The sequence below is a fragment of the Solibacillus sp. R5-41 genome (assembly GCF_002736105.1).
Classification (GTDB): domain Bacteria; phylum Bacillota; class Bacilli; order Bacillales_A; family Planococcaceae; genus Solibacillus.
The window spans coordinates 3,986,070-3,998,266 of sequence record NZ_CP024123.1 but is presented as its reverse complement, the minus strand read 5'-3'; the positions used below and the strand labels follow the sequence as shown (position 1 = coordinate 3,998,266).

General features: G+C 37.3%; 11 protein-coding genes. 10 read left to right on the top strand and 1 reads right to left on the bottom strand.

Annotation, left to right across the window (positions count from 1 at the left end; genetic code table 11):
- From CSE16_RS19750 to CSE16_RS19720, 7 genes are all read left to right on the top strand, one after another.
- On the top strand, nucleotides 1–750 hold the full coding sequence (locus tag CSE16_RS19750; RefSeq protein ID WP_099425448.1) for a hypothetical protein: 750 nt from the start codon (nucleotides 1–3) through the stop codon (nucleotides 748–750).
- A gap of 109 nt (nucleotides 751–859) precedes the next feature.
- Nucleotides 860–1,933, top strand: coding sequence for a D-alanine--D-alanine ligase (locus CSE16_RS19745; RefSeq protein ID WP_099425447.1), 1,074 nt, complete (start codon nucleotides 860–862; stop codon nucleotides 1,931–1,933).
- Nucleotides 1,934–1,945: 12 nt separating this feature from the next.
- Entirely contained in the window at nucleotides 1,946–3,316 is a 1,371-nt protein-coding gene (gene murF, locus CSE16_RS19740) for a UDP-N-acetylmuramoyl-tripeptide--D-alanyl-D-alanine ligase (RefSeq protein ID WP_099425446.1), read from the top strand.
- 663 nt (nucleotides 3,317–3,979) lie between these two features.
- Nucleotides 3,980–4,684 carry an alpha/beta hydrolase gene (locus CSE16_RS19735; protein WP_099425445.1) on the top strand — a complete coding sequence of 235 codons (705 nt, stop codon included), beginning with the start codon at nucleotides 3,980–3,982 and terminating at the stop codon, nucleotides 4,682–4,684.
- A gap of 356 nt (nucleotides 4,685–5,040) precedes the next feature.
- The gene (locus CSE16_RS19730) at nucleotides 5,041–6,591 is read left to right on the top strand and encodes a degradosome RNA helicase CshA (RefSeq protein WP_099425444.1); all 1,551 of its coding nucleotides are present in this window, start codon (nucleotides 5,041–5,043) and stop codon (nucleotides 6,589–6,591) included.
- Between the two features lie 156 nt (nucleotides 6,592–6,747).
- Nucleotides 6,748–7,227, top strand: coding sequence for a PH domain-containing protein (locus CSE16_RS19725; protein ID WP_099425443.1), 480 nt, complete (start codon nucleotides 6,748–6,750; stop codon nucleotides 7,225–7,227).
- Entirely contained in the window at nucleotides 7,220–8,686 is a 1,467-nt protein-coding gene (locus CSE16_RS19720) for a PH domain-containing protein (protein WP_099425442.1), read from the top strand. The genes CSE16_RS19725 and CSE16_RS19720 overlap by 8 nt, the downstream gene beginning before the upstream one ends.
- Before the next feature lie 105 nt (nucleotides 8,687–8,791).
- Here CSE16_RS19720 and CSE16_RS19715 read toward each other — a convergent pair whose 3' ends face one another.
- The gene (locus CSE16_RS19715) at nucleotides 8,792–9,391 is read right to left on the bottom strand and encodes a rhomboid family intramembrane serine protease (protein ID WP_099425441.1); all 600 of its coding nucleotides are present in this window, start codon (nucleotides 9,389–9,391) and stop codon (nucleotides 8,792–8,794) included.
- A gap of 99 nt (nucleotides 9,392–9,490) precedes the next feature.
- Here CSE16_RS19715 and acpS point away from each other — a divergent pair, with 99 nt between their 5' ends.
- From acpS to alr, 3 genes are all read left to right on the top strand, one after another.
- Entirely contained in the window at nucleotides 9,491–9,844 is a 354-nt protein-coding gene (gene acpS, locus CSE16_RS19710) for a holo-ACP synthase (RefSeq protein WP_099425440.1), read from the top strand.
- Nucleotides 9,845–9,909: 65 nt separating this feature from the next.
- Nucleotides 9,910–10,908: a LolA family protein gene (locus CSE16_RS19705; protein WP_253896126.1), complete on the top strand. Its 999-nt coding sequence runs from the start codon at nucleotides 9,910–9,912 to the stop codon at nucleotides 10,906–10,908.
- 45 nt (nucleotides 10,909–10,953) lie between these two features.
- Entirely contained in the window at nucleotides 10,954–12,078 is a 1,125-nt protein-coding gene (gene alr / locus CSE16_RS19700; protein ID WP_099425439.1) for an alanine racemase, read from the top strand.
- Nucleotides 12,079–12,197 lie beyond the last annotated feature (119 nt).

Below are 12,197 nucleotides of genomic sequence, written 5' to 3'. Positions count from 1 at the left end.
GTGGCAAAGAAATTGAAAACCGCAGATGATTTTATGCATCATTTATATATACATATGAATGACGTGGATCATTTTGTAATTTTTAGCGGTGTTTCGCTAAAGCAATTTTTACCTTCAGTAGAATCTGTAAAAAATGTTTTACTTTTAAAGCACGCATACGAAGATGGCTCTTTTAATATGCATACGCAATTTGATTTTGTGAGCAGTGAAGATATGCAAGATTTTTTAAAGACCGAACAGGACTTGAAAAAAGATCTTTGCTGGGTTGATTTTATGACTGAAAAAAATGTGGATGCACTTACGCCACTTGAACAAGCAGAGTTACTTTATTTTAGTCATAAGCGTGAGCCACTCGCAACGCCATTCATGGGCAAACTGCAAAATCGATATGCCTACTATTCTTCCATAGCGGATAAAATGACAAAAGTGTATTTTCGTTTTATGGGAGACTCAGAATTATTAGTAGCGAATTTATTTAATCAAATGATAAAGGAAAAAGAAAGTGTAGGAAGCTTTTGGCGAAGAAAAAATAAAGGTAATTTGCCAATGATTGATCCTTCAACATTGCGATTATATAGGTCATTTGTGAAGGAAGGCGCACTATTATCATTATATAAACTAGATAAACCAAGTGGTCATTATGGAATTGAAGTTCGCACGTTATCGGATTATGATTTTCCAGATGAAGTATGGGACGATTTAGATGAAATATTAAAGATTAGCTATGATGAATTAATACAAATCAGTTAACACTCACAGCTGCTGCAGTGAGTGTTTTTAATGAATAGGAAGAAACGAAATCCGTATAAGTAAGGATTCGTGATACACTATGTTTAGTAAAAAATTGGAGGTCACAAAAATGAAAAAAAGAATCGGTTTATTGTATGGAGGGAAGTCTGCGGAGCATGAAGTATCATTGTCGACGGCACAGGCTGTAACGCAAGCTTTGAATTTTAATGAATATGATGTATATCCGATTTTTATTACATTGGATGGCGAATGGCGTGTAGGACCTCGATTAATAGAACCAGCACAATCACCTGAACAATTACAATTTAAATCAATGGCAGATCATTCTGCTAATAATATTATACAATTTATCGAAGCGCATACGAAAAATCCTTTTGATGTTGTATTCCCATTGTTGCATGGGACGAATGGCGAAGATGGAACGGTTCAAGGATTTTTGGATGTTTTAAATATCCCTTACGTTGGCAATGGCGTGCTTAGTTCGGCGGCTGGAATGGATAAGGTTGTGATGAAGCAATTATTTGAGATGGCAGATTTACCTCAATTACCATACGTGTATTTCATTCGTAGTGAGTGGGAAGGGGATCGTTCACAATGGGTAGAGAAGTGTGAGCGAAAACTTGGCTACCCGATGTTCGTTAAGCCAGCAAATTTGGGCTCGAGTGTCGGAATTAGTAAAGCAACAAATATACAAGAATTAGAAAAGGCCGTTCAATTTGCCCTCCAATATGACCGTAAAATCGTTGTGGAGCAAGGGGTTATTGCCCGGGAAATCGAGCTTGCCGTACTTGGGAACGACACACCAGAAGTATCGGTAGCGGGAGAAATTAAACCAGTAACGGAATTTTATGATTATGATTCAAAATATAAAGATGGTTCAACGGTATTAATCATTCCAGCAGAACTGCAGGGGAATGTGTACCAAGATTTAGTTGATATGGCGAAAAAGGCATTTAAAGCAATTGATGGATCAGGTTTAGTACGTGCTGACTTTTTTGTGACAGCTGATAATGAACTATATATCAATGAAGTGAACACGATGCCTGGATTTACACCGGTAAGTATGTACCCGCTATTATGGCAGCATACAGCTGTAACTTATCCGCAATTAATCGATCAATTAATTGCATTAGCGATAGAGCGTCATACGGAAAAACAAAAACTTCAATACAAAAGAGATTGAGTGGGATAAAGAGTGAAAAAAAACTTAAAGCAACTTGCAAAGTGGTTAAAAATTGAGCATCAATTATTTCAAGATACGGTCGTAACGGGTGTTTCGATTGATACGCGTACGATTCAGCTAGGCGATTTATTTATTCCTTTCCGAGGAGAGGCGGTCAATGGGCATCGTTACGTTGAGCAGGCTTTTGAAAAAGGGGCAGCAGCTTCTTTATGGATGAAGGATGAACCGAATCCACCAGCAAACTATCCATTAATTTTCATTGATGATCCTGAAGTGGCGTTACAAGAAATGGCGGTTGCTTACCGCAACGAACATCAAGCGACTTTTATTGGTATTACTGGTTCGAACGGAAAAACATCTTCAAAAGATATTTTAGCAAGTGCACTTACACCGTATTTTAAAGTTCAAAAAACGATTGGTAATTTTAATAATCAACTGGGCTTACCCATTACGATTTTACAATTAGATGAAGATACAGAAATCTCAGTGCTTGAGATGGGAATGAGTGGCTTTGGTGAAATTGAATATTTAACAAAGCTTGCTCGCCCCCATTATGCAATTATTACAAATATCGGGGAAGCGCATATGCAAGATTTAGGCTCCCGTGAAGGTATTGCACAGGCGAAGTTTGAAATTGTTCAAGGTTTAGAACCCGGTGGCATACTGTTCTTTGATGGTGACGAGCCATTACTCCAACAGTTAGTTGCAAAAAATGACTCATTACAAACGAAATCATTTGGTTTTACAAAGGGGCAGGATTTAATTGCTTCAGCTATTATGACATCGGAGTCGGGAAGTCATTTCCACAGCGAAGGATTAATAGACGGAAACTTTTTCATATCTGTTTTAGGTGAACATCAAGTGAAAAACACGCTAAGCGCAATGCTTGTAAGCAAATCGCTTGGTTTATCAGAGGAACAAATTCGTGAGGCATTAAAGCAGGTAACGTTAACGGATATGCGCATGCAATTAATAACGGTTGGCGATAAATTCTTTATTAATGACGCATACAATGCTGCGCCAACTTCGATGCATGCTGCGATTCATTTTATTCAGCAAACGGCCATTCGTGATGAGAAATGGTTAGTGCTTGGAGATATGCTTGAGCTTGGGCAAGATGAACAGCGATTCCATGAAGAATTGGTAGAAGTAATTGATCCTGAAAAAACGACGTATGTTTGTCTGTTCGGACCTCGTATGAAGTGGCTTTATGAGAAATTGAAACCTGTTATTGATGAGCAGCATCTTTTATATACAGAAGCAGATTATGCAGTCATTATTGAAAAAATTAAACAGCACGCAACGGAGCAATCATTACTATTAGTAAAAGGTTCGCGTGGTATGCGGTTGGAAAATATAATTACAGGTGCAGGGGCTGTCTAATAAAACCCGTGATTAACAAAATGAATTAAATTTAAAAATGCCGAAACGATGTTTAATTAACGTTTCGGCATTTTTTATTTTGTGCATTTCAGGCTCAAATACCCATTTGGGATAACATTTACGCCTCTTTTTAAAATTTGAAGCGGTTAATTAATATTTGTAGCCCTTCTGAAGCTTGTGCTAATGATTTTGCGGAAACTGTAATTTCCCTTACTTGCTTGTGTAACAATTGAACGTTTTCCATTTGACTTGGACATTTGTAGCAACGCGTGTATCATTTGAGAAAATGGTAGAAACAATATTCATATCAGAGCCCATGTCATCTAAGAGTGGGAGTTATGGATTCTGCATTTCCATTCCCTTTGGATAAGGTATTATCTTGTGTAGCCCAAGAACCTTCATATCGAGCATCTAAATGTTGATAGATACTTGTTGAAAGGTTTAAAAGGTTTTTTGTAAGTTTGCAGCATCGTTTTTTCAATTTGGTAATTGACACTGATAATGATTGCAATTGCAATTGCGATTACGGTAATACTACTAATAATGGGTAAGTTGATTTTCATGGTTATTGAAAATGATTTTATAAGAAAATCCTTTTTATTTAAATTTATACATATTATAACAATTATATAGAATTAGAATATATATTTTGGAGTTGATTAAATGTCGATTGGCGTACTTTTTTTACATGGATTTTCCGGTGGACCATATGAAGTTCAACCTTTTGCAGATTATGTACAAAAAAAGACAGGTTGGATGATGGCGATTCCAACATTGTCGGGGCATGGTGAGGCAGAGCATCTAGAAATGAAAGGGTATAAAGCGCAACATTGGTTAATGGACGCCGAAATTGCTTACCGCCGATTGGCAAAGCAAGTGGATGAGATTATTATTGTCGGGTTTTCGATGGGGGGCGTCATCGCTATGTATTTGGCGAATCGCTATAAGGTGAAGAAATTAGTCCTATTAAGCGCTGCAGCAAAGTATATAAGTCCATCACAATTAGTAAAGGATTTTCGTATAATGGCCACAGATGCAATGAATAAAAAACTGCAAGAAAATGAATTGTTTGCCCGCTATAAATTTAAATTTCTAAATGTCCCTTTTAGTGCGACTGTTGAATTTATGAAAGTTGTTCAAAAAACTTCTCCTTATATTAAAAATATAAAGTGTCCAACATTTATTGTGCAAGGATTACTGGATGGCATTGTGCCGAGCCAAACCGCACAAATATTGTATGACCAAATACAATCAAAAGAAAAATTAATTTATCTTTCAGAATGTGGGAAGCATCATATTTGTTATAGCGATGATTGTGACGAGTGGTTTGATGAAGTATTGATTTTCATTAAAACAGACAATAAATAAACAGATTATTTAGATACAGGCATTATCATTGCATACTGCTACAACCCATGTTAGACTGATGTAAGCAATGGATACATTTTGTGCGAGGACTCTTCAGACTTTATGATGAAGAGTACTTTTTTTTGAACTTAACGGTTTTATTCTATTTTTTATACTTTTAATCCAAATTAGAATCGTAGAATTGAACCGCTCGGCAAAGACCGGGCTTTCCTTTTCGTATAATAGACTCTACAAGTAATGTAGAGATAATTTTAAAGTAACGGAAACGTTCCATATACATTGGCTCGAATTTGCCGCCATGTCATCTGAAAATGTAACCATTTGTCGACTTATAAGGAAAAAGGAGATTGAATAGTTTGACAAATTTTTCAGAATTAAATATTAGTGAATCTACATTACGTTCAATTAAACGTATGGGATTTGAAGAAGCAACACCAATTCAAGAGGGTACAATTACATTTGCAATGGATGGCCGTGACGTATTAGGTCAAGCGCAAACTGGTACTGGTAAAACAGCTGCATTCGGTATTCCGTTAATCGAGAAGATCGATCCAAAAAACCCAAACATCCAAGCATTAGTTATTGCTCCAACTCGTGAGTTAGCAATCCAAGTTTCAGAAGAACTTTATAAATTAGGTTATGACAAGCGCGTAAAATTATTATCAGTTTACGGTGGTCAAGAAATTGGTCGTCAAATCCGTGCGCTTAAAAACCACCCTCAAATCATCGTGGGTACACCAGGTCGTATTCAAGACCATATTAACCGTCGTACATTAAAGTTAGACGAAGTACAAACATTAGTATTAGACGAAGCAGATGAAATGTTAAACATGGGCTTTATTGATGATATTAATGCCATTTTAGAATCTGTTCCAGATAGTCGCCAAACATTATTATTCTCAGCTACAATGCCTCCAGCAATCCGTAAAATTGCTGAGACATTCATGAATAACCCTGAAGTGGTTAAAATCAAAGCAAAAGAATTAACAATGGAAAACATTGAGCAGTTTTTCGTAAAAGCTACTGAGCGCGAGAAATTCGACGCACTTTCTCGTTTATTAGATTCTCAAAAGCCAGAATTAGCAATCATCTTCGGTCGTACAAAACGTCGTGTCGATGAGTTAAGCCAAGCATTAGGTTTACGTGGTTTCCTTGCAGAAGGCATTCACGGTGACTTAAGCCAAGCAAAACGTATCTCAGTTTTACGTCAATTTAAAGAAGGTAAAATTGATATTTTAATCGCAACAGATGTAGCGGCTCGTGGTTTAGATATTTCGGGTGTAACACATGTTTACAACTTTGATATTCCACAAGATCCAGAATCATATGTTCACCGTATTGGTCGTACAGGCCGTGCTGGTAAATCAGGTGTTGCTGTAACATTTGTAACACCACGTGAAATGGGTTACTTACGTATCGTTGAAGAAACAACGAAAAAACGTATGACACCATTACGTACTCCAACATCAGAGGAAGCATTAGTAGGTTTACAAGAAGATGCAATGAAAAATCTGGTGAACCTAGTACAAAATGAAGACATCGGCAAATACCGTGAATTAGCTGCTCGATTATTAGAAAATAATGAAGCGCTTGATTTAGTAGCTGCTGCATTAAAATCAATTACAAAAGAGCCAGATGCAACACCAATCACATTGTCAGAAGAGCGTCCATTACCAATGCGTCGTGACCGTTCTAATGGCGGCGGTGGTCGTGGTGGTAATGATCGCGGTCGCTCAAGTCGCGGTGGTAATGACCGTCGTGGCGGTGGCGGTGGCGGTGGAGATCGTCGTCGTGAAGGTGGCGGACGCCGTGATTCAGGTCGTCGTGAAGGTGGCAATGGCGGTGGTCGTCGTGAAGGAAGTGCTCCTAATCGCGATCGTCGTCCTCGTCAACGTCGCGAAGACTAATAGCCTTATCTATAATACACATCAACGTTTTTCCGTTGGTGTGTATTTTTTTCGAAATAATGGGGGAATTCGTAAATCATCAGAAAAGTAAGTGGTAAAATGAAACAAATTATCAAGTAAAACGTATACAATAGGTAATAGAAAGAGGTGTGAAAGATGAGAGCACAACCAAAATATCAATTACCTAAAAAGGCTCAAACGGTCTGGCGATTGTATGGAATTATTCAATCTGTTATTTTAGCACTTATTGCAGCGGCCGTTGTATTTTTTGCGATTAAATATGAATGGTCACAGTGGATTAGTTGGGTTGCTGTAGGTATCGTTGTATTATCGATAATTTTATCTATTATTGTTTTTCCGAATATACGTTGGGAAATTTGGCGTTATGAAGTAAGAGAACAAGAAATTGAAATTCAAAGTGGTTTGTTCGTTGTGAAGCGTACTTTAATTCCGATGATACGCGTACAGCATGTCGATACAGAGCAAGGTCCGATTTTAAAAAATTATAATTTAGCTAATATTTCTATATCTTCAGCTGCGACAGTACATACCATTCCGATGCTGTTAACAGAGGATGCCGACATGCTAAGAACCAAAATTTCTGAATTAGCGAAGGTGGCTGAAGAAGATGTCTAATGAAAAATATAAACTTCATCCGGTAACGGCGATTATTAATGTTGTAAAAGCGTTAAAAGATTTGTTGATTCCCATCGTTATTATTGTAGTTGCCAATGGTTTTACCTTAAATTTTAATTACCGGGATGAAAGTTTTTTTAGTGAAATGGTTCCGTTAATCTTTTTATTTGTCATTGTTATTTGGACGATGGTAAACGGCTTAATTAAATGGGCGACCTTTACGTATTGGTTTGAGGATCGTGAATTGCGAGTAGAATATGGTCTTTTTGTAAAAAAGAAGCGTTATATTCCGTTTGATCGTATCCAAAGCTTAAACTACAAAGAAGGCATTTTTCATCGGATTTTTGGGTTAGTTCAAGTACAGGTGGAGACGGCAGGTAGTAAAAATGGCAAACCAGAAGCAGAACTAACAGCTGTGACAAGACTTGCAGCGGATGAAATTGAAATCCAAATGAAAAAAGTAAAGCAAATAGATTCTTCAATGGAGGAAGGTCAAGAGGCACCATCAGAAGAACCTTCATTTATTATCCATAAAATGCATCCGAAAGAATTGTTGTTATTAGCGACAACTTCAGGTGGTATCGGGGTTGTATTAGCGGGTATATTCGCTTTAGTTTCACAATTTTCTCAGTTTATTCCATTTGATGATATTTACAATGAAATGGCCATTTTGATGAAATTCAGTGTTATTATTGTGTCGATTTTAATTGCATTTGCATTTATTGCTGCTTGGCTCATTTCGGTTGCTCTTACGTTTTTGAATTATTATGATTTTACTGTTACGGAGCAAAATAAACGTTTAATTATAACGCGTGGATTATTAGAGAAAAAACGAGTAACGATTCCATTACATCGCGTGCAAGCTGTAAAAATAGTAGAAAATCCATTCCGACAAATGTTAGGCTTGGCGACGGTTATTGTGGAAAGTGCGGGTGGGAGCTTTAGTGGCGAGAAAGATAAAAAAATTGTGTTATTTCCGCTTATTTCTAAAAAAATGCTCATAAAGCCTTTGAGTGAGTTATTCCCACATATTGATTTTACGATGACACCAGAAGTGACACCGCCAAAAAGAGCGCAACCTTTTTTCTACCGCATTGATTTTGTATGGATGGTGCCATTAATTGCGGCATTATCGTATTTCTTTTACCCGTATGGCTTATTGTCATTTCTTTTAATTGTCCCGATTATTTTGCTAGGAAGATGGCAATTTAAGACGGACGGCTATTTGTTAAATGGACAGCAAATTACGATTGTTTCTCGTACAATTAGTCGCGTGACTTTCTTTGCTGAGAAAAAAAGAATTCAAGTTACACAAGGGAGTCAAAATTATTTTCAGAAAAGAAGACAAATTGGCTCTGCACGAATTGTTGTGATGTCAGGATTGGCGGGTGCATCTGCTACGGTTCGCCACCTAGAACAACGAGAAGTAGAGACCATATTACAATGGTATGAACGATAAAAGGACTGCTCTCGTAATCGGAGAGCAGTCCTTTTTTCTTCATTCAGCAGAATTGTGCAAGTACAATTCAAAATCCTGACACAATTAAACCAAGGCGTAATTGATTTAACGCCAACGTAGCATATTCTTGGAATTGAAGTAAACAAAGCCTAAAATAAAACCAGTAACCAATCCACCTAAATGTGCCATAATATTAATATTAGGTGTGAGGAATGTCATAATGACACTGATAACGATAATAGGTAAAATAATTTGCTTTAGCTGCGGGAAAGAATTGCGCGTATAATAAACGAGTGCAGCGAAAGCACCAAAAATACCGTAAATTGCACCGCTAGCACCTACGCTCGCATAGTATGGATCCTGTGTAAGGAAAGTGGCTGCGACACCAAAGATACCTGCTAAAAAGTAAATCGTTAAAAAACGCATTTTCCCAGCGATTTTTTCAAGTTCAGGACCGAATAAAAAGAGCGAAAACATATTGAAAAATACATGTGTAAAACTCGCGTGTAAAAACATAGAAGTAATGATTCGCCACCATTCACCTGCAGCAATGAAGGCATTTACGCTCATCCCGGCGTATAAAATGTCTTCACCAATACCAGGGATTAATGTAATAATGAATACAATAAAGTTAATCGCAATAATTGACGACACAACGGGGTATAACTTAATGTATTGTTTGAAATTTTCTCTCCGAATAAACATGTTTCACCTCGAAATATAAATTGAAAAAATGTACGGACAATATTCTATCTTCATAAGTATACATTGTAATAATGTCCAAATGAAAGGGGGAGCTCTTGCTTGATTAAAGGAATTGGATTAGATCTTGTCGAAATGGTAAGAATAGAAAAAGCGATGAACAGGACAAAAAAATTCCAACAAAGAATTTTATCGGAAAGGGAATTGGCTATTTTCGATACACTTTCGGGTGCGCGGAAAGTTGAATTTTTAGCAGGGCGCTTTGCTGCAAAAGAGGCCTATTCAAAAGCGAATGGGACGGGAATTGGTGAAGGCTGTGAGTTGCAACAAATTGAAATTTTGAAAGATTCATTAGGAAAACCGATTCTTTATTTTGATGGTCAACAAGCAAAAGCGTTTGTTTCAATTACACATACGCACACAACTGCGGCAGCTCAAGTGATATTAATGGAGTGATACATATTAGCTTGCTCTTTTTCATATGCTGATTTATCGGAGCAGATGGGAGAAAGGGTGAAGCGTTGAAAATCCGTATGTTAGTTGTAGTTGCCTGTTGTTTGTTTTTGGTAGCATGTGGAAAAGCCACTCAGGAGGAAGTTGTTCAAGAGGTAAATGAAAAATGGAATGAAGCGAAAGGCTATGAATTAAATGCGACGATGGAAGTTAGGACAGGTACTGAACCGAGAGTTTATGATGTGAACGTTTGGCATACAAAGCCGGATTTCTATCGTGTTTCGGTGAACACGCAAGGTGATAAAGAGACGCAAATGATTGTTCGAAATGAAGAAGGTGTCTTTGTTGTCACGCCAGCGTTGAAGAAAACATATAAATTCCAAAGTGAATGGCCGAAGCAAAATAGCCAAGCCTATTTGATTGGGACGCTTGCGGAAGATTTACTAGCAGATAAAGCAGCCGTTATGACGGAAGATGACAAACAATATACATTCGAATTAGCTACACGCAATGTCGAAAGAACAGCATTACCTGTGCAACAAATTACAATTGATAAAAAAACAATGCTGCCTACGAAGGTGAGTGTGCTAAACGAGTCATTAGAAGAACAGGTTATTATTACGTTTAAAGATATTCAACTGGGCGCAAAACATAAAGCAGAAGAATATGCAGTGGAAAAATTTTCAGAAAGTAAGGAAAAAGAAGCAGCATCTGCCGATATAGAAAACACAGAGTTCGAAGTGCATTATCCGGTATTAAATTGGGAGCATACAAAGCTGATAGATGAATACAAAACGGAGGAAAACGGTAATTCTCGTGTTATTTTAACATTCGAAGGTGAAAAACCGTTTACTTTAATGCAACAGCCTATTCAAAATACTCAGGATACTTTAGCTGTTTTCGCACCTGGCGACCCTGCTGATTTAGGGTTTACTGTTGGAGCGATGACAGAAAACTCAATTCGATGGGAACAAGATGGTATGGCCTTCTTTATTGCATCGACACATCTTACACAAAATGAATTAATGGAAGTAGCTGCGAGTGTTACAGCAGGAAGTATGAAATAAAATGAACAATAAAGTTTGATTGTAAAAAAGAGGGAATAATTAGATATGGAAAATAAAACGAATTATCGTCCAACAAAAGCAGTTATTGATTTACAAGCAATTCACCAAAATGTAGTTTCCTTACGTCATTATCTCCAACCAAATGTAAGAATCATTGCCGTTGTTAAGGCAAATGCATATGGTCACGGTGATATCGAAGTAGCGAACGCAGCGATTAATGCTGGCGCGACAATGCTAGCAGTTGCAACACCAGATGAAGCAGTGCATATAAGAGAACATTTTGATTACATCGATATTTTAGTATTAGGCGCAACTCCTGCTTCTTTTATTCCCTATGCATCGAGAGAAAATATTACGCTTACTGTATTTTCGGCGGAATGGATGGAGCAAGCACAAGAATATTTGCCGCTCTCTAAACAAGTGAAATTACATGTAAAGATAGACTCTGGCATGGGCCGTATCGGTATTACCACGAAGGAAGAATTATTGACGTTGTATTCAGTGATTCAAAAATCATCACAATTTGTAGTCGATGGTATTTTTACACACTTTGCTACTGCAGATGAAGAAGACGACGACGGATATTTTGAAAAACAAGTTTGTCTATTTAAGGAATTATTGAATGTTCTACCGGAAAAACCTAGATTAGTCCATGTAGCAAATACTGCAACCGCATTAGTAAAGGATTCGTCTTTACAATATGATGCAGTTCGTTTTGGAATATCTATGTATGGTTTATTGGCATCATCCTATGTTGGGGAGTTATTACCATTTCCATTGAAGCCTGCATTTTCTTTAGAAACAGAGTTAGTGCATGTGAAGAAGCTAAAAGCAGGACAGTCTGTTGGCTACGGGGCAACATTTACGGCAGAAAAAGATTGTTTCATCGGAACAATACCGATTGGGTATGCTGATGGGATGATACGCAGGCTCAGTGGACAAGAGGTATTAATAGGAGGAAGGCGCGCTCAAATTATCGGAAGAATTTGTATGGATCAAAGTATGATTTTGATGGAAGAAGCATATAATGTTGGTGAGCATGTTTTATTAATTGGCCAACAGCAAGAAGATGAAATAACAATAGATGATTGGGCGTCTAAATTAGAGACGATTAATTATGAAATTCCTTGTGTAATTACTGCGAGAGTTCCAAGAGTATATAAATCCTAATTATTTGAATTTTGTCGAAATAAAGTGTTATAATCGACGGAAAACCAAAAAATAATACAAGAAACGCCACAAAAACCTCATTTTCATTGCAAGAGTTGTCAGTATTTTTCACTTCTTGT